Here is a 21,740-nt window from a genome sequence, read left to right as displayed (position 1 = left end):
GGAGAGAGGGGTGAGCCACGAACACCGCCCGTGCCGCTTACCCCTCTCCCTAACCCTCCCCCGCAAGGGGGGGAGGGAACCCATTCGCCGGTGCTTCCCTAACTTTTTTGTCTCAACGAACTTCCATGTCCTTCCAGCGTTCCTTTTCGCTGGTGGCCTGGAAGATCGATGCCTTTGCCAGCGCCTCGGCCTCCTTGGCCTGGGCGACTGCGGTGTCGAAATCACCAGCCTCACCGGCCTTTTTTGCGGCGGATAGCGTCAAGGCTGTCGTGGTCCACTGATTGCGCAGCAGGCCTGCTTCCTTGTTGGCGGCTTCAGCCGCGGCATAGGCCGCCTTGTAGTCGGCCTCGGAGGCGGCAAGCGCCGTGGTCGCAGTTGCGAGCAGCAGGGCGGATGCGGCGAAGATCGCTCTGATGGCCGTGCTCATGGCCGCGCTCCCGGACCCGAAATCGGCAGGCCGTTGCTGACATAGGACAAATAATATTCGAGGTTGCGGTACTCGTCGTCCTGCGGATTGAGCGGCACGCCGCGGATCTGGCTGTTGCAGGTGGTGAAGCGGCGGCTCGTCGTGCCCATGCCGCTCCATTCCGAGCGGTAGATCGGCATCGCGTTCAGGATGCCGAGCGCCGGCGCCAGCACCTCGGCGCGGATCCGCTCGCCCGGGCTTTGGATGTGGCAGGTGGCGCAGGAGAAATTGAGCTGGCCGCGACGGGTGTAGAAATACTCCTTGCCCTTCTGGTAAGCCTCCAGCGCGCGCGGATCGTTCGGGATCTTGATATCCATCGCCTTGCCGCGCGAGGTGAAGGCCATGTAGGCGGTCAGCGCCGCCATGTCGTCCTTCACATAGGAGAACGGCGCCTCGCCATTGGCCTCGCGGCAGCGGTTGAGCGCGAGCTCGAGCGTGACGACCTTGCCTTCCTTCTCGTCGAAATAGGGATAGTTCTGGCGGATGCCGATACCCTTGTTCGGGAAACAGTCGGCATAGGTCTTGCCGTTCTTGAACGGCGTCGAGAACATTTCCTTGCCGGCTTCGAGCGAAAACTCGTAGGGCGGGAACTGCTCCTTCTCTTCCCACTGCTTGTGCAGGTCCTCATTCATCGAATAGGGACCGTTGACGAAATCCTCGAGCTTGAGCTTGGGGAATTTAGAGGTGAAGAATTTCTGGAATGCGGCCTTGTCGGCGGCGGGGTCGACGCTCTCGGCCGCGCGCGCCGGCACGCACGCGAGCATGCCGAGTGCAAACGCTGCAAACGCTGCGCGGATTGCGAGGCGCCGCATCATTGAATCTTCGCCGTGGTGGTGTCGGTCGCGCCCTTGTTGTCGACCCAGCTGACCTTCAGGTCGCCGCCCTTCTTGCCGCCCTTGAAGGCGAATTTGACGTACGGGTCCTTCGACACGCCACCGCCCCAGTCGGCGACGAACACCGGCTTGCCGTCATACTCGAAGGTCAGCTGCTGGATGAAATGCGGCGGAATGATCTCGCCCTTGGCGTCCTTGACGAAGCCGGAATCCATCGGATGCTGGATCAGCGCCTGCACCTCGGTGGTGTCGCCGTTTGAGGTGGCGCGCACGCGAATGCTCGATGCCATCTGATTGTATCCCTTGATTGAACTCAGCCGCCGCAGCCGCCCACGGTGACCTTGATTTCCTTGCGCGCGCTGTAGAGCTTGCCGCCGGCCTCGACGATCACGGTGACGTTGCTGGTCTTGGCCATCTTGATGCGGTTGGCGACGCTCGGCAGCGTGCCGGCCGGAATCTTGTAGGACGCGATCAGCGAGATCGGGTTCTCGCTGACCAAGAACGAGATCGAGGTGACGTCGGCAAGCGTCGTGGTGGCGGAGATCGGCACCACAGCGCCGTTCTCGGCGATTTCGGGCGCGTCCATCTTGACCTTGTCCGAGGGCTCGGCGGTCTTGCCGTAGAGCGCCTTGATCGCGTCGGCCTCAGTCTTCTGCTTGAACGCTTCTTCCGGATATTTGTCGTTGGCGGCGGCGAGCGCCTGCGGCACGTCGAACGGAACGACGCCAAGGCCGATCAGTGCGGCGACGCCTGCGCCCTTCAGGACCAGGCGGCGTGTCCTGAAAAATTCGCTGGTCGTGATGTTCATCGAAAAAAACTCCTCAAGCTGATGTCGCCGCGTCACAGCGTCTGCAGGAAGTCCACCACCGCGTTGATTTCGGTCTCGCTCAAAATCCGGTTTCGGCCGAACGGCGGCATCACGGTCTGCGGGTTGCGCTTGGTCTCATCGGTCACGATCGCGATCAGCTCGTCGCGGCTGTACTTCGCCTTGAGGCCGGTCAGCTCGGGGCCGATGCTGCCGGGCAGCTCGCCGCCCTTGATGACATGGCAGGTCAGGCAATTGCCCTTGCCGCGGTCGAAGGCGAGCTTTTGTCCCTCGGCGGCGGATTGCGCCTGCGCGGGCGCGGCCATGGCGGTGCCCGCCAGCAGCGCAAGGACGAAGGCTGGCTTGGAGAAAGTGGCGATCAAGGACGTTTCCCGGGCTTCAATCTCGATGATCCCATCGCAATATAAAGAGTGGAAAGCACAAAGGCCATCGGCTGGCAACACGGAGAATAGGCGCGTTGCGACGGGGTTAATGACAGAGCAGCGGCCCGCGCGGACGATAGCAGATCCGTCACCCTGAGGTGCGAGCGTAAGCGAGCCAGGGTCGACGGCCCGACCGGGGCCGTGCATTCTTCGAGGCCCGCCCAGCGGCGCAATTGCGCCGCAGGCTCGCACCTCAGAATGACGGGCAGGGAGCAACGGCGCTCTGTCGGTTCCGTTCAGCTCGTCCTGGCTGCACGGTCTAGATAACAGGAGATTGCGGTGGCGGAGTTCGTGGTGGAGTTCGGCAAGGACGGCAGGCCGGTCGAGGCGGACGGGCGGCTCGATGCGGCGGCATTCCACCGCAATCACCAGCCGATCTGGGCGGTCCTTGAGAATTACCTCGCCGGTCAATCCGGCGACGTGCTGGAAGCCGGCAGCGGCACCGGCCAGCACGTCGTCTATTTCGCCGAGCGGACCCCCGACATCAGCTGGTGGCCGAGCGACCTCCATGCCGCGCATCTGCGCAGCATCGAGGCGTGGCGCGCGTATGCCGCCCTTGCCAACATCAAGCCGCCGCAGCCGATCGATCTGTCCGATCCGGCCTGGTCGCCGGCGCCGCTGGACGGCAAAGGCCCGGACAAACTGCTCGCGATCTTCTGCGCCAATGTGATCCACATCGCGCCGTGGCGCGTCGCCGAGGGCCTGTTCGCCGGTGCCTCCAGGCATTTGCGTGCCGACGGCCGGCTGTTCCTCTACGGCCCGTTCAAGCGCGGCGGCAAGCACACCGCGCTCAGCAATGCCGTGTTCGACACCTCGCTGCGTGAGCGCGACGCTGAATGGGGCGTGCGCGATATCGCCGATCTCGAGGCGCTTGCGGACAGTGTCGCGCTGAAGCTCGGCGGCACGTTCGAGATGCCGGCCAACAACATGATCCTGATGTTCGTCCGGAAGGATGCTGGTCAAACGGATGGGTAGAGCGAAGCGAAACCCATCGCTTCTCCCGCCGCGGCACGAAGAGGATGGGTATCGCGGAGTTTATCATCGGGTCGCGCGCTGCGCCGACCCGTTGGCTCCGCCCCATCCTACAGATTGGGCAATTGCCGGCTCAACAGCGAGAGGCCCGATCCGTTCTTCGAGTCCTATTGCCGCGCCCGCCTGAGCTTTCGCGTGTTGTGTCATTTGACACACTGAGGTGTGTGAAATAGCATACTCCAACGACGGAGGCCAGAATGAAGAGACGGCTTTATCCGGCTGTGCTGGAGCGCGGGCCGCGCGGCGCGTTCGGGGCGTGGTTTCCGGACTTTCCCGGCTGCGTCGCCGGCGGCAAGTCGCAGGAGGAGGCGATCGAGCGTGCCGAGCATGCGCTGGCGCAGGCGGTCGACGGCTGGGTCGAGCAGGGCCACGCACTGCCGGAGCCGACGCCGATCGAGCGGATCGTGCCGCCCAAGGGCTCCGACGTTGCCGCGTTCTTCATGGTCGGCGTCGATCCGCCCGATCCGTCCGAGCGCGTCAACGTCTATCTGCCGAAGAGCCTGATCGCGCGCATCGACAAGCGCGCCGCCGGGCTCGGCATGAGCCGTTCGAGCTTCTTCGGCTTTGCGAGCTCGCTGGCGCTCGAATGGCCGGGCGGCTATCCGCGCGGCGCCCCGATCGCGCCGCGCTCCAAGGTGCACAAGACCGGCGCGCTGCGCGCCGAGAAGCGGCCGGGCAAGAAGCCGGTGCGGTAGACGCCGTTCTTCAGTTCTATCACCGTCACCCTGAGGAGGCCGCGCAGCGGCCGTCTCGAAGGGTCGATGGCCCGACTGGTGGCCGTGCATCCTTCGAGGCTCGCAAGAGCTCGCACCTCAGGATGACGGGTCTAAGCGCCGACCCGTACGACAGGAGAATGGTGCGCTCTCGTGCGCCTCCCGCATGGCCTACGTCCGTTTGCGCCGGTTGATCGGCCTCGACCTGCTCTCCATAGTGCGCGCGATTGGAGGCTCCCGCCGGGGCTTCGAGGCGGGACTGCCGATGATCGACGTGACAGCTGCGGACGAAGCAAGCGATGATGCGCGGGCGCGCAGCAATGTGTGGCGGCTTGCGGCGGCGCAGGCGCTGACCGGCGCCAATTCGGCCGTGATCTTCGCCACCGGCTCGATCGTCGGCGCGACGCTGGCGCCGAGTGTTTCGCTCGCCACCGTGCCGCTCTCGATGTATGTGCTCGGCCTTGCCGCCGGCACGCTGCCGACCGGCGCGATCTCGCGCGCCTATGGCCGGCGCGTCGCCTTCATCATCGGCACCTTCTGCGGCACGCTCACCGGCGCGCTCGGCGCCTGGGCGATCCTGCATTCATCGTTCTGGCTGTTCTGCGGCGCGACCTTCCTCGGCGGGCTCTACGGCGCCGTCGCGCAGTCCTATCGCTTTGCGGCGGCCGACGGCGCCAGTGTCGCGTTCCGGCCCAAGGCGGTGTCGTGGGTGATGGCCGGCGGCGTGTTCGCCGGTGTGCTCGGGCCGCAGCTCGTGCAGTGGACCATGGACATCTGGCCGCCTTATCTGTTCGCGTTCTCCTTCGTGATGCAGGCGCTGGTCGCGCTGGTGGCGATGGCGGTGCTGTCGGGCGTCGACGCGCCGAAGCCCGCGGCGGCGGATCTGCACGGCGGCCGTCCCCTGCTCGAGATCGCCAAACAGCCGCGCTTCGTCGCCGCCGCGCTGTGCGGCGTGATCGCCTATCCGATGATGAATCTGGTGATGACCTCGGCGCCGCTCGCCATGAAGATGTGCGGGCTGTCGGTCAGCGATTCCAATTTCGGCATCCAGTGGCACATCGTGGCGATGTACGGCCCGAGCTTCTTCACGGGCTCGCTGATCGCCCGTTTTGGTGCGCCCGCCATCGTCGCGCTCGGGCTGGCTCTGGAAGCCGTGGCCGCGATGATCGGATTGTCAGGGATCACCGCGCCGCACTTCTGGGCGACGCTGTTCGTGCTCGGGATCGGTTGGAACTTCGCATTCGTCGGCGCCTCCGCGCTGGTGCTGGAAACGCACCGGCCGCAGGAACGCAACAAGGTGCAGGCCTTCAACGATTTCCTCGTCTTCGGCATGATGGCGATCGGCTCGTTCTCATCGGGCCAGCTGCTCGCGCATTACGGCTGGAACGCCGTCAACATGGTGGTGTTTCCGCCGGTGCTGCTCGGACTCGCCGTGCTGTCGCTGGCGTCATTCGCCAAGCGGCGCGCGAAATTGCGCACGGTGGACGAAATCCCGGATCCGAGTATCTAGGGATCTTGTTTGAGCACGGTCTGTTCGGAAAACCGCTTCGCACTTTTCCGGACCATGCTGCTGCCAATTGCTGACACTTCGATCGGCTTCGAAATGATCGGCTTGCAAGGCTGCTCACATCGTGGGAACGGATGAATCCGGCCATGACGATGTGAGAAGCAAGAGCAAGAAATGGACGCATCCTCGCCCACGCTGCATGACGAATCCTCGCTTGGTTACGAAGGCTGGCGCATCGTCGTCGTCTGCTTCCTGCTTGCGACCTTCGGCTGGGGACTGGGCTTCTACGGCCAGAGTGTCTATGTCGCCGAGCTGCAGCGGCTGCACGGCTGGCCGGCGTCGCTGATCTCGTCGGGCACCACCTTCTTCTATCTGTTCGGCGCCGCGCTGGTCGCCTTCGTCAGCGAGGCGATCAAGGCGTTCGGCGCGCGCAGCTGCCTGATCGCCGGCACCTTCGCGATGGCGGTCGCAGCCGTTGCGATCGGCGAGGTGGGCGAGCCGTGGCAGCTCTATCTTGCCGACGCGCTGCTGGCGTTCGGCTGGGCCGGTACCAGCCTCGGCATCATCACCAACACGCTCGGCCTTTGGTTCGACAAGAAGCGCGGCATGGCGATCAGCCTCGCGCTGAACGGCGCCAGCTTCGGCGGCATCGTCGGCGTGCCGCTGCTGGTGACGGGGATCGGCGCCTTCGGCTTCTCCGGCGCGATGATCGCGGCGGCGGTGCTGCTCGTCGTGGTGATGGTGCCGGTCATCCTGATCTTCGTCGGCCAGCCGCCGCTGCATCTGCACGCGGTCACGTCAGCGGCGGCCGATGCGCCGTCGGCGACCCAGGTGCGCGCCCGGGCGCTGCGCGACCTCCGCTTCCTCTCGGTCTCGATCGCGTTTGCGCTGGTGCTGTTCGCCCAGGTCGGATTCATCGTCCACCTGATCGCCTATCTCGATCAGGTGATTGGCCGCGAGCGCGCAACCGTGGCGATGGCGCTGCTGACCGCGATGGCCGTGGTCGGCCGGGTCTCCTTCTCCTTCGTGATCGACCGGCTCAACCAGCGGCTGGCATCGGCGCTGTCCTTTGTCAGCCAGGCAATCGCGCTCGCCCTCATCATCAACGTGCACAATGACGTGGTGCAGATCGCCGCCTGCGCACTGTTCGGCTTCTCGGTCGGCAATCTGATCACGCTGCCGGCGCTGATCGTGCAGCGCGAGTTCGATCCACGCGCGTTCGGCGTGCTGGTCAGCCTGATCACCGCGATCAACCAGATCACCTATGCGTTCGGCCCCGGCGTGATCGGTCTGCTGCACGATCTCACGGGTGGTTACACGCTGCCGTTCTATGGCTGCATCGGGCTGGAGCTGATCGCGGCGGTGACGATCATGATGAAGGCTGGCAAGTAGCCGCGCTCTGCTTACCTCCCCTTTCATGGGGAAGGGGAGGAAAGACCTGTCGCCGGATGCGGCGAAGCGTTCCGGAATTATCCGACTTACGGAATTACGCCGCACGCTGCTTCAGCAGATCCTCCAGATCCAGCCGCCGCGTGAACATCGAAAGCTTGCCGTCGGCGCTGCGCGGCCATTCGGCCTCGGGCCGGTCCCAATAGAGCTCGACGCCGTTCTCGTCGGGATCGCGCAGGTAAAGCGCCTGGCTGACGCCGTGGTCGCTGGCGCCGTCGAGCTTGATGCCGGCCGACAGCACCCGGTGCAGCGCGTCGGCGAGCGCCGGACGGGTGGGGTAGAGAATGGCGGTGTGAAACAGGCCGGTGGTGCCCGGCGGCGGCGGATGGCCGCCCTTGCTCTCCCAGGTGTTGAGGCCGATGTGATGGTGATAGCCGCCGGCCGAGATGAAGGCCGCGTCCGCGCCCAAGCGCTGCTGCAGCTCGAAGCCGAGCACGCCGCAATAGAAGCCGAGCGCACGGTCGAGATCGGCGACCTTGAGGTGGACATGCCCGATCCGCGTGCCCGCGATGATGGGAGGATTTTGCGGCATAGTCCGGCTCCGTTCGGGTCAGCGCCCTGCATCACGGGCAAGGCTTCTGCTGTTGATATAGTCCGGATTTGCCGAACGCGGAGCGACCGATCCGGAAACGCAGGGTTTCCGAACGGCGCCACGGTCCGCCGGTCTAGCAGAGCTCCGACAGCTCGCCGCCGGGCAGCTGGAACTCGAACGTGTTCAGCGTCATCGACACCATCGTGTAGTAGCCGCAGAGGCCGATCACCTCGACCAGGCCGCGCTGGCTCAGCACCTCGATCGCCTCGTCATACAGTGCCTTCGGCAGGCCGTGACCTTCGTGCAGCGCCTTGGCGACGTCGTAGATCACCTTGGCCTTGGGATCGTCGAAGGTCGGCGTCCGGCGCACGCGGATGTCCTCGATGATCTTCGGATCGAGGCCGCCCTTCAGCGCGAGCCGCTTGTGTGCATACCATTCGTAATGCGCGGTCCAGTGCCGGGCGGTGACGAGGATCGCGATCTCCGACAGTTTTGGCGGAAAGATCGTGTCGAAGCGCAGCACCTCGCCGAGCCGCGTGGCATGCCGTGCCATCTCGGGGCTGTTCAGCCAGGCCATCATCGGCGCCGGTGGCGCGCCGCGCTTGCCGGCGATCGACTCGTCGTAGGTTTCTTTCTGGGCGGCGTTCATTTCGCTAGGCGAAAGCAGCTTCAGCCGCATGACCGTTTCCTCTTGTTTTTCAATCGTTACCCCGTCTCGGCGATACACCCGATCGCGCAAGGTGAGTAGCGACGCCAGAGCATGGCGCCGCCGCGAGGCATATTGAATTCGGCGGCGCCGTAGGTCTAAGGTCGAATCCAATTCGTCGAATTTGACTGGAAACGCACCATGGCTGACCTCGAGAAATTCCGCGCAGAGACCCGCGCCTGGCTGGAGCAGAACTGCCCGCCGGAGATGCGCAAGCCGATAACCTCGGATGGCGACACCTTCTGGGGCGGCCGCAACACGAAATTCTCCTCCGAAGCGCAGCGCGTCTGGTTCGAGCGGATGCGCGACAAGGGTTGGACCGTGCCGCATTGGCCGAAGGAATATGGCGGCGGAGGCCTCGACGGCGAGGAGGCCAAGATCGTCCGCCAGGAGATGGCGGCGATCGGTGCGCGCCAGCCGCTGACCTCGTTCGGCATCTCGATGCTCGGACCGGCGCTTTTGAAATACGGCACCGAGGAGCAGAAGAAGGAGCATCTGCCGAAGATCACCGCGGGCCTGATCCGCTGGTGCCAGGGTTATTCCGAGCCGAACGCCGGCTCCGACCTCGCCTCGCTGCAGACTCGCGCGGTCGGCGACGGCGACGACTACGTCATCAACGGCCAGAAGATCTGGACGTCCTACGCCAACTATGCCGACTGGATCTTCTGCCTGGTCCGCACCGATCCGGCGGCGAAGAAGCACGACGGCATCAGCTTCATCCTGTTCGACATGGCCTCGAAGGGTGTGTCGACCAAACCGATCCTGCTGATCTCCGGCTACTCGCCGTTCTGCGAAACCTTCTTCGACAATGTCCGGGTGCCGAAGTCGCATGTCGTGGGCACCGTCAATCGTGGCTGGGATGTCGCGAAGTACCTGCTGCAGCACGAGCGCGCGATGATCTCGGGCATGGGCGAGCGCGGCGTCGGCCGTCCGCTTGGCCAGATCGCGGCCGACTCGGTCGGTGCGGACGCGCAGGGCAAGCTCGACGATGCGCAGCTGCGCAGCCAGATCGCGAACTTCGAGGTCGACGAGGCGGCGCTTGCTGCGGCCGCGGAGCGCGCGGTCGATCTCGCCAAGGCCGGACAGTCGCACCCGGCGTTCTCCTCGGCGATGAAGTATTACGGCACCGAGCTCAACAAGCGGCGCTACGAGATCCTGATGTCGGCCGGCGGCATCGACGCGCTGGAGTGGGAAAGTGACCGCTCCAAGGGCGGCGCCCGTCCGCGTGCCTGGCTGCGCACCAAGGCCAACTCGATCGAGGGCGGCACCTCGGAGGTGATGCTCGGCATCGTCGCGAAGCGCATCCTCGATCTGCCGGGGGCGTGAAGTCTTTCCGCCGTCATGGCCGGGCTTGACCCGGCCATCCACGTCTTTGTCGCGGCTGGCACAAGACGTGGATGCCCGGCATGACGTTCTCTTGAAATTCGCTTGAACGAACAACATCAGATTTATCGGATCCATCCATGGCCCTCGTCCTCACCGAAGAACAATCCATGCTGCGCGAGAGTGCGCGCGGTCTCATCAGCGACAAGGCGCCGGTGGCGCATCTGCGCGGCTTGCGCGACAGCAAGGATGCCACCGGCTTCTCGCGCGACCTCTGGAAGACCTTTGCCGAAATGGGCTTCTCCGGCCTCCTGGTGCCGGACCAGTTCGGCGGCAGCGGGCTCGGCTGCGTCGAGGCAGGGATCGTCATGGAAGAGATCGGCCGCACCTTGATGCCGTCGCCGTTCCTTTCGACCTCGGTGCTCGCTGCATCGGCACTGTCGCGCGGCGGCAGCGAGGCGCAGAAGGCGCAGCATCTGCCCAAGATCGCCGACGGCTCGCTGCTGGCGGCGCTGGCGATCGATGAAGGTGCCAAGCATCGTCCGCTGCAGACCAAATTGCAGGCGACGCGCGCCGGCAACGGCTTCAAGCTGTCGGGCGACAAGGCCTTTGTGGTCGATGGCCACACCGCCGACCTCCTGATCGTCGCGGCGCGCTCGGCGGGCAGCGCCGGCGACAAGAACGGGTTGACGCTGTTCCTGGTCGACCCGAAGGCCAGGGGGATCGCGGTCGAGCGCACCGCCATGGTCGATTCGCACAATGCGGCGCGCATCGTGTTCGACAATGTCGAGGTCAATGCCGACAGCGTGCTCGGTGAGGTCGATCAGGGCCTTGGGTTGCTCGAGGGCGTGCTCAATATCGGCCGCGGCGCGGTCGCGTCAGAAATGGTCGGCCTCTCCGACGAGGTGTTCGGCCGTACCGTAGCCTATCTCAAGGAACGCAAGCAGTTCGGCAAGGCGATCGGCGAATTCCAGGCGCTGCAGCACCGTGCCGCGGAGCTCTACATCGATATCGAGATCACCCGCGCCGCGGTGCTCAAGGCGCTACAGGCGCTCGATACGGACATCGGGAAAGCCGCCACCGCAGTCGCGGTGGCAAAAGCGCGCGCCGGCACCACTGCCACGCTTGCCGTGCAGGAGGGCGTGCAGATGCATGGCGGCATGGGTATGACCGACCAGTTCGACATCGGCTTCTTCATGAAGCGCGCCCGGGTCTGCCAGGAGCTGTTCGGCGACAGCAATTACCACACCGACCAGTTGGCGAGCGGCAAGGGGTACTAGCCGTCGCGTCGTCGTCGCCGCGCAACAAACTGTCATCGCCCGGCTCGATGACCGGGCGATCCAGTATTCCAGAGACGGTTGTGTCGAGCCGAGAGGCCGCGGCGTACTGGATCGCCCGCTTTCGCGGGCGATGACAGCTGAGCGTGCGGTAGCGGCGGTGGTCTCGCTACGCACCGTCAGCAGATCGGCAACGCGTCCTCGCCGCCGCCACACAACCCACTGTCATCGCCCGGCTCGACCGGGCGATCCAGTATTCCAGAGACGGTTGTGTCGAGCCGAGAGGCCGCGGCGTACTGGATCGCCCGCTTTCGCGGGCGATGACAGCTGAGCTTGGCGGTAGCCGCGGCGGCCTCGCTACGCGCCGTCACCGAATCGGCGGCGCGTACTGGACGCCGCCGGCGTTCCAGAGCTGGTTCATGCCGCGCGGAATCTTCAGCTTGGAATCGGCGCCGACGTTGCGGTCATAGACCTCGCCGTAATTGCCGACATGCTTGATGATGCGCACCGCCCAGTCCTTGGTCAGGCCGAGATCCTCGCCATAGGAGCCCTCGGTGCCGACCAGCCGCATCACTTCCGGCTTCTTCGACTTCAGCGCTTCGTCGATGTTCTTCGAGGTGATCCCGAGCTCTTCGGCGTTGATCATGGCGTAGAGCGTCCACTTCACGATCATCATCCAGTCGTCGTCGCGCAACCGGACCACCGGCGCCAGCGGCTCCTTGGAGATGATGTCGGCCAGGATCATGTGGTCGCCCGGCTTGGAGAGGTTGAGGCGCAGCGCATAGAGCTGCGAGGCGTCCGAGGTCAGCGTGTCGCACTGGCCGGAATCATAGGCCTTCACGACGTCGTCCAGCTTGTCGAACTTCATCTCCGTGTACTTCATGTTGTTGGCACGGAAATAGTCGGTGAGGTTGAGCTGGGTCGTGGTGTTGGCCTGCACGCAGACCTTGCTGCCGTTCAGGTCGAGCGCGGAATCGATGTTACGCGAGCGCGGAATCATGAAGCCCTGGCCGTCATAATAGGCGACTGCCGGGAAATAGAGGTCGTAATTGGTCTCGCGCGACATGCTCCAGGTGGAGTTGCGTGACAGGATGTCGACCTTGCGGTTCTGCAATTCCTTGAAGCGCTCGCTGGCGTCGAGCGGGACGAACTTCGCCTTCGACGGATCGTCGAAGATCGCCGACGCCACCGCGCGGCAGAAGTCGACGTCGAAGCCGGTCCAGTTGCCCTTGTCGTCGGGGATCGAGAAGCCCGGCAGGCCCTTGTTGACGCCGCACAGCACGTCGCCGCGGCGAACCGTGCGCTTCAGCGTGCGGGTGTCGTAACGCTCATAGGTGACGGCGGCGGCCGCAACCAGCGCGGCGACCGCGAGCCCGATCGTCAGGCCGCCTCGAAATGTACGCATGGGTTCTCTCTCGCGAATGATCGGGGGAAAAACAGGTCGGATATCGAAGGCGGGTAGAGCGTGGAGATCAGAGTTCAGGCTTCTGGCGGATGATCACCTTGGTGCCGACGGGAACGCGGTTGTAGAGATCGGCGACGTCGGCGTTGACCAGGCGGAAGCAGCCGGAGGAGATCGCGGTGCCGATGGTGTCGGGTCGGTTGGTGCCGTGGATGCGGTAGACCGTGGTGCCGAGATACATCGCGCGAGCCCCGAGCGGATTGCCCGGGCCGCCCGCCATGAAGCGCGGCAGATAGGGCTGGCGGGCGATCATTTCCGGCGGCGGGGTCCAATCCGGCCATTCGGCCTTGCGGGTGATGGTCACGAGCCCCTGCCACTGGAAGCCATCGCGGCCGACGCCGATGCCGTAGCGGAGCGCGCGGCCGTTGCCCTGCACGAGGTAAAGATGACGCTCGGCGGTGGAGACGATGATGGTGCCCGGCGCCTCATTGGTCCGGTAGTACACGACCTGCTTCTGCCATTCCGGGTCGAGCTCGTAGCCGTCGTCGGCGATCAGGCCGGGCTCGTCGGCGTCCGGGCGGCTCTGGGCAAAGCCCTGCGATGTCGACAGCACGAGCGCGCCCGTGGCGATCAACATCCAGACCAGGTGACGAAGTTTCGTCATGCAAAGCTCTCCTTGTTGGCGCGCAGCCAATGGTTGCTCCACCCAAATCACGTGCAGCATCAAATCTCAGCGGCAGCTTGATGGCAAGTTTAGGGCGGGCGTCACACTATATCACTGTAATACTTCTGTTTTTTGTCATTGCGCGCCGGGATGCGCCGCGCCATTCGCCTCATTTCGGCGCGATCCAGAGTCGCAACGCGAGCGACACCAGCGCCACCGTGCCGACGCCGCCGAGCCAGAGCGCTGCGAACCACAGCAGGCGCTGCCCGAGCGGGCGCTGATTCGGAGGTTGTGTCATCAGTGGTATCCGTGACCGGGCCGTACCTTGCCGCGGAACACCCAATAGGCCCAGGCGGTGTAGCCGAGGATCAGCGGCACCAGGATCGAGACCCCGACCAGCATGAAGATCTGGCTGTTCGCGGGCGCCGCCGCCTGCCAGATCGTGATGCTCTGCGGCACGATGTACGGGTACATGCTGATGCCGAGCCCGGCATAGGACAGCGCGAACAGCGCCAGCGTCAGGAAGAACGGCTGGTGGTCGTTCTTGTCGCCGAGCGCGCGCAGCAACAGCGCGGTAACGGCGGCGACCGCGATCGGCACCGGCGCGGTGAGGATGATGTTGGGCCAGGCGAACCAGCGCTGGGTGTACTGCACGGCCAGGAACGGCGTGGCGACGCTGACGGCGCCGATCGCACACAGCATCGCGACCAGCAACATCCAGCTCAGGTGATAGGCGCGGTCGCGCAGCGCGCCTTCCGTCTTCATCACCAGCCAGGTCGCGCCCAGCAGCGCATAGCCGATCACCAGCGCAATGCCGGTCAGGACACTGAACGGCGTCAGCCAATCCCACCAGCCGCCGGCATATTGGCGTCCCTCGACATGGATGCCCTGCAGGATGGCGCCGAGCGCGATGCCCTGCGCCAGCGTCGCGACCAGCGAGCCGCCCGCGAAGGCAATATCCCATTTGTTGCGCGCCTTCTGGGTGCGCCAGCGGAATTCGAACGCGACGCCGCGGAACACGAGGCCGAGCAGCATCGCGATCATCGGCGTGTAGAGCGCCGGCATCAGCACCGCATAGGCCAGCGGAAACGCCGCCATCATGCCGCCGCCGCCGAGCACCAGCCAGGTCTCGTTGCCGTCCCACACCGGCGCCACCGTGTTCATGATGACGTCGCGATCGGTCTTTTGCGGAAACACCGGAAACAGGATGCCGAGGCCGAGATCGAAGCCGTCCATCACGACATAGACGAACACGGCAAAGGCGATGATGAAGGCCCAGATGATGGTGAGATCGATCATCGTGCGCCCTCCACGGCGCCGGCCGCCGGCGTGATGCCGGCCGCGCGGGCGGGGATTTTTGTCGACGGGCCTTGCTCGCCGGGATGCGGCGGCTGCGCCATCAGCCGCAGGATGTAGATCACGCCCGCGACGAACACGGCGAAATAGACGATGATGAAGGCGACCAGCGACGAGCCCACCGCCGGTGCCGCCAGCGGCGACGCCGAATCCGCCGTGCGCAAGAGTCCGTAGACGGTGAAGGGTTGCCGCCCGGTCTCCGTGGTGATCCAGCCTGCGAGCACCGCGATGAAGCCGGCCGGACCCATCAGGACCGCGAAGCGGTGCAGCAGCGTCGACTGGTACATCATGCCGCGCCAGCGCATCAGCAGGCTGAACAGGCCGAGCCCCATGATCAGGAAGCCGAGGCCGACCATGATGCGGAACGCCCAGAAGGTGATCGGAACCGGCGGCCAGTTTTCGCGCGGCACGGTGTCGAGGCCGGCGAGCGGTGCGTCGAGCGAATGCTTCAGGACCAGCGACGACAGTTTCGGCACTTCGATGGCGTATTTCACCTTGGCGTCTTTTTGGTCGGGCCAGCCGAACAGAATCAGCGGTGCGCCGTCCTTGTGGCTCTGGAAGTGGCCTTCCATCGCCATCACCTTGGCCGGCTGATGCTCCAGCGTGTTGAGGCCGTGCTGGTCGCCGGCGAGGATCTGGATCGGCGCCACCAGGGTTGCCATCCACATCGCCATCGAGAACATCACGCGCGCTCCAGCCAGATGCTGGTCGCGCAACAGGTGCCAGGCGCCGACCCCACCGACCACCAGGGAGGTGGTGAGGTAGGCCGCCAGCACCATGTGCACGAGACGATAGGGGAACGATGGATTGAAGATCACCTTGAGCCAGTCGGCGGCGACGAACTGGCCGTCGGCGTTGACGGCATGGCCGGCCGGCGTCTGCATCCAGGAATTGGCCGACAGAATCCAGAACGCGGAGATCAGCGTGCCGATCGCAACCATCAATGTCGCCACGAAATGGAGCCTGGGGCCGACGCGTTCGAGCCCGAACAGCATCACGCCGAGGAAGCCCGCCTCGAGGAAGAACGCGGTCAAGACCTCATAGGCCATCATCGGGCCGATCACCGGCCCGGTCTTGTCGGCAAAGGATGACCAGTTGGTGCCGAACTGGTAGGACATCACGATGCCCGAGACCACGCCCATGCCGAACGCGACCGCGAAGATCTTCAGCCAGTAGTTGAACAGGTTGATGTAAACCTCGCGCTTGGTGGCAAGCCACAGCGCTTCCAGCACCGCGAGATAGCTCGCAAGCCCGATCGAGAATGCGGGAAACACGATGTGGAACGACATCGTGAAAGCGAATTGCGCGCGGGCGAGTACGACCGCATCCCAGCCTTCGAACATCACGCACCACCCATTCCCAATGCTCTGGGGCGTGATCCGATCGCGGCGTACGCTTTCGGGATCGCGTCATCCCCGGCGTGGACCCTAGCACGGCGGGGGTGACGACAATACAGGGCGGATTGTCTAGGGGAACATCATGCGATTGGAAGCAACCGCATGATGCGATGCGCTAGCTGCTCGCGTTGAGCAGCCGGGCGACGGTGCGGTCGATCTCGTCGTACTGGCCCTCGCCGGCGTGCTGGAAGACGATCTTGCCGTTCCGGTCGATGAGGTATTGCGCCGGCCAATACTGGTTGCCGTAGGCGTTCCAGGTCTGCGAGTTGTTGTCCTGCGCCACCGGATAGAGGATGCCGTGCCGCTTCAGCGCCGCCTGCACGTTGGAGGCCGAATGCTCGAACGGGAATTCCGGCGTGTGGACCCCGATCACGACGAGGCCGCGATCCCGGTATTTTGAATAAAGTTGGGTGACGTGCGGCAGCGTGTTGACGCAGTTGACGCAGCCATAGGTCCAGAAATCCACCAGCACGACCTTGCCGCGCAGGTCGGCTAGCTTCAGCGGCTGCGAATTGAACCAGTTACTGATCCCCGTGAATTCGGGCGCGGTCTGGCTCTGACCGGTGGTCATGGCGACCGCCCTCGGCACCGGCACGGCCGGCGCGTCGGATTCGGTGCAGAGACCGGGGATCACCGCCCCACCGAGGCCAAGGGCGGCAACGAGAGCTGACACGGCAAGCAAGCGGACGGGCATTGAAGTCTCCTTCGGATTCACAGGCCGATCTGGCCGTTGGGATAGAACTGGGTCAGCCACGCCACGATCAGCGTGTCGTATTGCAGGTAGGACAGCGCGGCGAAGCCGATGATCACGACGCCGAAGCCTTGCTGCAGGCGCGGCGCGATCCGCGCCATGCTGCGCACGCGGGTGGTGACGGCCTGCCCGCCATAGGCAATCGCGAGCATCGGGATCGCAGCGCCGATCGCGTAGGTGACGAGCTGCAGGCCCGCCCACGCGGTATCCTTCGAGGTCGCGACGATGGTCAGGATCGAGCCGAGCACGGGTCCGGCACACGGCGTCCACACCAGGCCGAGCGTAGAGCCGAGCACGAAGCCGCCGAACAGGCTTGGCGACGGCGCAGCCTGACCGAGGCTGCCGGCGGCACCCGTTAACCGAATCGACAACCATTCGAACGGCGCCGGCCAGATCATCAGCAGGCCGAAGCCCGCGAGCAGGACGGCCGCGCCGGTCCGCAGCAGGTTGGGATCGAAATCGAATGCGCGCGTGATCGCGCTCAGCAGCAATGCCACCGCAGAGAATGACATCACGAAGCCGAGCGCGATCATCGCAGGCCGCGCCTTGCCGGTCTGGCCTATCGATACCCCAAGCAGGATCGGCAGCATCGGCAGGGTGCAAGGCGCGGCGACGGTGGCGACACCGGCGAGCAGGGCCAGGGTAAGGGCAGGGGCAAGGCTGAGCATCGTCGTCCGTCCATCAGAAGTCCCGGCACGCCAGAGGGCCGCGCCGGGTATGCCTGATGTTCTTCGCGAGGAAGGTCGAGCCGTTACGGTCGTCCGGGCGCCGATAGCGTCACGTCAGCGTGAGGCCGGTGTCATGCGCTGCGCGGCTCGCGCATCCGATTGAGTGCAGGCGGGGGCAGTGTTGCTCTTAGAATTGGTGAATTGGTGCGCTCACGCCACCCAATCGGTGTCATCGCCCGGCTTGACCGGGCGATCCAGTATCCCAGAGGCGCTTGTGCTTGAGCCGAAGGGCCGCGGCGTACTGGATCACCCGGTCAAGCCGGGTGATGACTGCTGGGGACGTGGTGAGGCCGCCGCGGTGGCAAGAGCTCGTACGGGCACCGGCAAGCGAGCGGCAAGGGTACTGTGCGACGACAGTCATTTTGAGGCGCAAGTTGTCGCGCCAAAAACAGAGCGACCCGGCTGGGGGGCATCCCGGCCGGGTCGTTGGAGGTTACTTGGGAGGTTAGAACGAAGGGAAGTATCGAAACTGGGTCAGTGAATTGGGGTTGGGGTTGCGTCGTTGGCTATGGGTATAGAGATCGGGTTTTTCCGGGTGATGTCGTCGATTGTTTCAATTGTTTCGTCGCCTGACCTTTTCGGCTTCGTCGACATTGCCCGGATCGCTCGATCTCCCCGTTAAGTTGCTGAATTTACGATATTTTATGCCGCGACGCTGTCCACGCCGGCGCCCCGGAGGAGGTCGGCGAGCTGCTTGCGGGCATAGAACATGCGGGTCTTCACCGTGCTCTGCGGGATCCCGATGATCTGCCCGGCCTCCTCGACCGACTTCTCATGGTAGTAGACCAGATTGATGATCTCGCGGTGTGCCGGCGACAGCTTGGCCACGCAGGCACGCAGGATCTCGCTGGTGGTTGCGCGATCGAGCGAGGTTTCCGGCGTGTCGGCGCCGTCGGCGATCTCCAGCACGTCGTCCTGGTCGATGTCCTCATGCTTGCGCTGGCGCAGTGCGGTCAGTGCCTTGAAGCGGGCGATCGACAGCAGCCAGGTCGAGACCTGCGAGCGGCCCTCGAACTGGGCCGCCGTCCGCCAGACGTCCAGGAACACTTGGCTCACCAGATCCTCGGCCATTGTGGTGTCGCGCACCATGCGGAGCACGAAGCGATAAACCCGGACGTTGTGACGGGCGTAGAGCGTGTGCATCGAGGTGCGGTTATTCTTGGCGATACGCGCGAGCAGCATTTCATCCGAGGTCGCGCGAGCAGCATCGATGTGCTTCGTGGCTGCAGAGTTGATGGCGATGACGTTCGGCATGACAGGCTCCCAGTTCGCCGTTGGGCGGCGGTTCGTTGGGAGAAAGCTAGTTACCGCCGGTTTCCGGATGTCTGCGCGAAGAGCGGAAAATGGTTTCGTGACCGGGAGATTTGTTTCGTCGCCGGCCGGACGGCGAAACATTCGGGGCCGAAAATCCAATAATTTCAACGTGTGGAAAATTAGAGCGGCCGGCTTAGCCCCGCCGGGAACGATTCCGGCCCGTGACTTTCGGCACTGTTGGGGTCTATTCGGCCGCCTGCAAAGCGGGCGCTGCCTTTTTCGGGGCAATCCAGAACGCATCGGGCCGCTCGAACAGGAAATTGGCGCGAACCGCCAGTGCCAGCCGCCAGATCAGGAGCGAGCCGGCGACGCCGACCGCGGTCACAATCAGCGAGATCAGGCCGATGTCGGGGATGACGTCGTAGCGCAGCAGAATTGTGCGTGTCGCGGCCATGGGAAGGAAGAAGGCGAGGTAGATCACGATCGAGTGCTCGCCGCAGGAGCGCAGGAAGCCGAGCCAGTGCGCACGTGCCAGCAGCGTGCCGGACACGATGATGGCGCAGGCGCCGGCAAAGCCGAGCGCCAGCGAGACGATCGGCCATTCACTGATGTCGAGCGCGACCAGGCCGCCATTGATCAGCGCCCAGAACCCAAGCCCGAGCAGGGCAAGCGCCGGCCGCGACCGTGCACGGTCCGACAGCGCGAACACGTAATCGGCCAGGACATAGCCGGTGTAGAAATAGACGAAGCGGGCGCTGAACTCGTCGATCACGTACCAGCCGGTCGCGACGTGCGCCGACTCCAACACTGCTGCGATCAGCCAGATCACGAGCGGGTGGACGTTGCGGGTGAGCTTGGTGACGACGAAGAAGATCGGTAGCATATAGATGAACCACAGCGTGCCGAACGGCTGGGCGAAGGAGGCGAGGTATTGCCGCCCAGCCTCGGCCCAACCCGCCTCGGCGGCCAGCGACGGCGCCTTGAAACCGAACTGGATCGTCACCCACAGCACGTAGAAGTAGGCGAAGTGCATCACCTTGCGATCGAGATAGGTGCGCCAGTCGCGATCGATCACGACCGACAGGAACAGCCCGGAGATCAGGAAGAAGTCCGGCATCCGGAACGGCTTTGCGAACATCACGACATAATGCATGAAGCCGGTCTGCTCGGCGGCCTTCTCGACCCCCAGCACCGAGTGCATCATGACGACCATGATGATGCAGATGCCCTTGGCATAGTCGACCCAGTCGACACGCGCGGCCGCGTTCCCGGGTGATCGATCAAGTGATCGATCAAGGGAACGATCTGTCGCAGCTGTTGTGCCGTTTGTGGTCATCCTTGTCCTGTTTCGGTGTGGTCGGGCCCCATCATCGGCCCGATCGGTTGCTTTCTCCTTTATCAGTACAAGGGATGTGCCACCTTAACCCGGCCCTTTCCCCGGTTCCCTCGATCAGGCGAATGGTCTAAGAGCCCCGGAAATCCTAAGAGAATCCGACGCTCGTTAACCACAGGACGCAAGGCTGGCCGAGGGCCGTGGCCTGCGATGAGATTGCTTGCCGCACCAATTCGATAGCCCGCTGCCGATCGACACCGTGCTCGACGAGCTCGACCGCACGCTCGACAGCCACAACGCCGCCGTGCTGGTGGCGCCGCCTGGCGCCGGCAAGACCACGCGCGTGCCGCTGGCGCTGCTCGATGCACCCTGGGCCAAGGACAAGAAGATCATTGTGCTGGAGCCGCGCCGCATCGCCGCGCGCGCCAGCGCCGAGCGGATGGCGAAGACGCTCGGCGAGCGTCCCGGCGAGACCGTCGGCTATCGCGTGCGCTTCGGCTCTAAGGTGTCGCGCGCGACGCGGATCGAGGTCGTCACCGAGGGAATCTTCTCGCGGCAGATACTCGACGATCCCGAGCTTCACGGCGTCGCCGCGGTGTTGTTCGACGAATTCCACGAGCGCTCGCTCGATGCCGATCTTGGCCTGGCGCTGGCGCGCGACGCGCAAACCGGCCTGCGCGAGGATCTGCGCATCCTGGTGATGTCGGCCACGCTCGACGGCGCGCGCGTCGCCAAACTGCTCGGCGATGCGCCTGTGGTCGAGAGCGAGGGCCGCGCCTTTCCGGTCGAGACCCGTTATGTCGGCCGCAAGGTCGATGCGCCGCTGGAGCGGCAGATGGCCGAGACGATCGCGACCGCGCTGCGCGCCGATGCCGGCTCGGTGCTCGCCTTCCTGCCGGGCGCGGCCGAGATCCGCCGCACGCAAACCTTCCTCGCCGAGCGGGTGCACGACGCCTCGGTCGAGATCGTGCCGCTGTTCGGCGCGCTCGATGCGGCCGTACAGGACCGCGCCATCGCACCGGCGCCCAAGGGCATCCGCAAGGTGGTGCTGGCGACTTCGATTGCCGAGACCTCGCTGACCATCGAGGGCGTGCGCATCGTGGTCGATTCCGGCCTGGCGCGGGTGCCGCGCTACGAGCCTGATATGGCGCTGACGCGACTGGAGACCGTGCGGGCCTCGCGCGCCGCGGTCGATCAGCGGCGCGGCCGCGCCGGGCGTATCGAGCCCGGCGTCTGCTACCGGCTCTGGGACGAGCCGCAGACCGCGTCGCTTCCCGCCTACACTGCGCCCGAGATCCTCTCCGCCGATCTGTCCTCGCTGGTGCTCGACCTCGCGCAATGGGGCGTCAGCGATCCCGCGAGCCTCGCCTTCCTCGATCCGCCGCCGGGGCCGGCGCTGAAGGAAGCGAGATCGCTGCTGTCGGAGCTCGGCGCGCTCGATGGCGATGGCCGCATCACCGAGGAAGGCCAGAGCCTGCGCGCGCTGGCGCTGCCGCCGCGGCTGGCGCGCATGATCGTGGATTCCGCGCGTTTCGGCATGGGCGAGGAGGCGGCCGAGATTGCCGCTGTTCTGACCGAGCGGGGGCTCGGCGGCGACAGCGTCGATCTCGACGTCAGGCTCGACCAGTTCCGCCGCGACCGCTCGCAGCGGGCATCGAGCGCGCGCAGCATGGCCGCGCGCTGGGCGCAACAGGTGGCGGCCAACGAGGACGCTCTTACTTCTCCTTCCCCCCTTGCGGGGGAGGGGCGGGGAGAGGGGGCCACACGGG

At 65.1% G+C, this 21,740-nt stretch carries 23 protein-coding genes; 7 read left to right on the top strand and 16 right to left on the bottom strand.

Annotation, left to right across the window (positions count from 1 at the left end; all coding sequences use genetic code 11):
• Positions 1-112: 112 nt before the first annotated feature.
• From H8A92_RS31260 to soxX, 5 genes are read right to left on the bottom strand one after another with little or no spacing between them, the layout of a single operon-like run.
• Positions 113-427, bottom strand: coding sequence for a hypothetical protein (locus H8A92_RS31260; protein ID WP_229199287.1), 315 nt, complete (start codon positions 425-427; stop codon positions 113-115).
• Positions 424-1,281 carry a sulfur oxidation c-type cytochrome SoxA gene (gene soxA / locus H8A92_RS31255; protein ID WP_420831389.1) on the bottom strand — a complete coding sequence of 286 codons (858 nt, stop codon included), beginning with the start codon at positions 1,279-1,281 and terminating at the stop codon, positions 424-426. Before soxA ends, H8A92_RS31260 begins: the two co-directional genes overlap by 4 nt.
• A complete protein-coding gene (gene soxZ / locus H8A92_RS31250) occupies positions 1,278-1,589 on the bottom strand; it encodes a thiosulfate oxidation carrier complex protein SoxZ (RefSeq protein WP_229199286.1) in 312 nt (103 codons plus the stop codon). Before soxZ ends, soxA begins: the two co-directional genes overlap by 4 nt.
• Before the next feature lie 23 nt (positions 1,590-1,612).
• Positions 1,613-2,107, bottom strand: coding sequence for a thiosulfate oxidation carrier protein SoxY (gene soxY, locus H8A92_RS31245; RefSeq protein ID WP_229199285.1), 495 nt, complete (start codon positions 2,105-2,107; stop codon positions 1,613-1,615).
• Positions 2,108-2,139: 32 nt separating this feature from the next.
• Entirely contained in the window at positions 2,140-2,430 is a 291-nt protein-coding gene (gene soxX / locus H8A92_RS31240) for a sulfur oxidation c-type cytochrome SoxX (RefSeq protein ID WP_229187537.1), read from the bottom strand.
• Between the two features lie 396 nt (positions 2,431-2,826).
• Between soxX and H8A92_RS31235 the strand changes: the two genes are divergently transcribed.
• From H8A92_RS31235 to H8A92_RS31220, 4 genes are all read left to right on the top strand, one after another.
• Positions 2,827-3,522: a DUF938 domain-containing protein gene (locus H8A92_RS31235; RefSeq protein WP_229199284.1), complete on the top strand. Its 696-nt coding sequence runs from the start codon at positions 2,827-2,829 to the stop codon at positions 3,520-3,522.
• Positions 3,523-3,776: 254 nt separating this feature from the next.
• Complete coding sequence (locus H8A92_RS31230) at positions 3,777-4,274, top strand: type II toxin-antitoxin system HicB family antitoxin (RefSeq protein WP_229199283.1); 498 nt, start codon at positions 3,777-3,779, stop codon at positions 4,272-4,274.
• Between the two features lie 283 nt (positions 4,275-4,557).
• The gene (locus H8A92_RS31225; RefSeq protein WP_229199282.1) at positions 4,558-5,802 is read left to right on the top strand and encodes an MFS transporter; all 1,245 of its coding nucleotides are present in this window, start codon (positions 4,558-4,560) and stop codon (positions 5,800-5,802) included.
• Positions 5,803-5,973: 171 nt separating this feature from the next.
• The gene (locus H8A92_RS31220) at positions 5,974-7,191 is read left to right on the top strand and encodes an MFS transporter (protein WP_229199281.1); all 1,218 of its coding nucleotides are present in this window, start codon (positions 5,974-5,976) and stop codon (positions 7,189-7,191) included.
• Between the two features lie 94 nt (positions 7,192-7,285).
• Here the strand turns inward: H8A92_RS31220 and H8A92_RS31215 are convergent, their stop codons facing one another.
• Together H8A92_RS31215 and H8A92_RS31210 are read right to left on the bottom strand one after the other, a co-directional pair.
• Positions 7,286-7,780: a VOC family protein gene (locus H8A92_RS31215; protein ID WP_229199280.1), complete on the bottom strand. Its 495-nt coding sequence runs from the start codon at positions 7,778-7,780 to the stop codon at positions 7,286-7,288.
• A gap of 133 nt (positions 7,781-7,913) precedes the next feature.
• On the bottom strand, positions 7,914-8,459 hold the full coding sequence (locus H8A92_RS31210) for a carboxymuconolactone decarboxylase family protein (protein WP_229199279.1): 546 nt from the start codon (positions 8,457-8,459) through the stop codon (positions 7,914-7,916).
• Between the two features lie 168 nt (positions 8,460-8,627).
• On the opposite strand from H8A92_RS31210, the gene H8A92_RS31205 reads away from it, so the two are divergent.
• Both H8A92_RS31205 and H8A92_RS31200 read left to right on the top strand, forming a co-directional pair.
• A complete protein-coding gene (locus H8A92_RS31205) occupies positions 8,628-9,812 on the top strand; it encodes an acyl-CoA dehydrogenase family protein (protein WP_229199278.1) in 1,185 nt (394 codons plus the stop codon).
• Between the two features lie 137 nt (positions 9,813-9,949).
• Complete coding sequence (locus tag H8A92_RS31200; protein WP_229199277.1) at positions 9,950-11,089, top strand: acyl-CoA dehydrogenase family protein; 1,140 nt, start codon at positions 9,950-9,952, stop codon at positions 11,087-11,089.
• 364 nt (positions 11,090-11,453) lie between these two features.
• Here H8A92_RS31200 and H8A92_RS31195 read toward each other — a convergent pair whose 3' ends face one another.
• The 9 genes from H8A92_RS31195 to H8A92_RS31155 form a co-directional block, all read right to left on the bottom strand.
• Positions 11,454-12,491 carry an amino acid ABC transporter substrate-binding protein gene (locus H8A92_RS31195; protein WP_229199276.1) on the bottom strand — a complete coding sequence of 346 codons (1,038 nt, stop codon included), beginning with the start codon at positions 12,489-12,491 and terminating at the stop codon, positions 11,454-11,456.
• A gap of 67 nt (positions 12,492-12,558) precedes the next feature.
• Entirely contained in the window at positions 12,559-13,152 is a 594-nt protein-coding gene (locus H8A92_RS31190) for a L,D-transpeptidase (RefSeq protein ID WP_229199275.1), read from the bottom strand.
• A 169-nt stretch (positions 13,153-13,321) separates the two neighbouring features.
• Positions 13,322-13,450, bottom strand: a complete 129-nt coding sequence (locus tag H8A92_RS31185; RefSeq protein WP_229199274.1) for a DUF2474 domain-containing protein — start codon at positions 13,448-13,450, stop codon at positions 13,322-13,324.
• A complete protein-coding gene (gene cydB / locus H8A92_RS31180; RefSeq protein WP_229199273.1) occupies positions 13,450-14,451 on the bottom strand; it encodes a cytochrome d ubiquinol oxidase subunit II in 1,002 nt (333 codons plus the stop codon). Before cydB ends, H8A92_RS31185 begins: the two co-directional genes overlap by 1 nt.
• Positions 14,448-15,851, bottom strand: a complete 1,404-nt coding sequence (locus H8A92_RS31175; RefSeq protein WP_229199272.1) for a cytochrome ubiquinol oxidase subunit I — start codon at positions 15,849-15,851, stop codon at positions 14,448-14,450. The genes cydB and H8A92_RS31175 overlap by 4 nt, the downstream gene beginning before the upstream one ends.
• Before the next feature lie 169 nt (positions 15,852-16,020).
• The gene (locus H8A92_RS31170; protein WP_229199271.1) at positions 16,021-16,599 is read right to left on the bottom strand and encodes a thioredoxin family protein; all 579 of its coding nucleotides are present in this window, start codon (positions 16,597-16,599) and stop codon (positions 16,021-16,023) included.
• A 17-nt stretch (positions 16,600-16,616) separates the two neighbouring features.
• Positions 16,617-17,324, bottom strand: coding sequence for a cytochrome c biogenesis CcdA family protein (locus H8A92_RS31165; RefSeq protein ID WP_229199270.1), 708 nt, complete (start codon positions 17,322-17,324; stop codon positions 16,617-16,619).
• A gap of 702 nt (positions 17,325-18,026) precedes the next feature.
• Positions 18,027-18,638, bottom strand: coding sequence for a sigma-70 family RNA polymerase sigma factor (locus H8A92_RS31160; protein WP_163158372.1), 612 nt, complete (start codon positions 18,636-18,638; stop codon positions 18,027-18,029).
• 244 nt (positions 18,639-18,882) lie between these two features.
• Complete coding sequence (locus tag H8A92_RS31155; protein WP_229199269.1) at positions 18,883-19,974, bottom strand: acyltransferase family protein; 1,092 nt, start codon at positions 19,972-19,974, stop codon at positions 18,883-18,885.
• 217 nt (positions 19,975-20,191) lie between these two features.
• Between H8A92_RS31155 and hrpB the strand changes: the two genes are divergently transcribed.
• On the top strand, positions 20,192-21,740 hold a 1,549-nt coding region (gene hrpB, locus H8A92_RS31150), incomplete at its 3' end, for an ATP-dependent helicase HrpB (protein WP_229199268.1).

Source organism: Bradyrhizobium acaciae (genome assembly GCF_020889785.1).
GTDB lineage: Bacteria > Pseudomonadota > Alphaproteobacteria > Rhizobiales > Xanthobacteraceae > Bradyrhizobium > Bradyrhizobium acaciae.
Note: the sequence above shows the minus strand (reverse complement) of the source record. Positions and strands in the feature narration are given on the sequence as shown.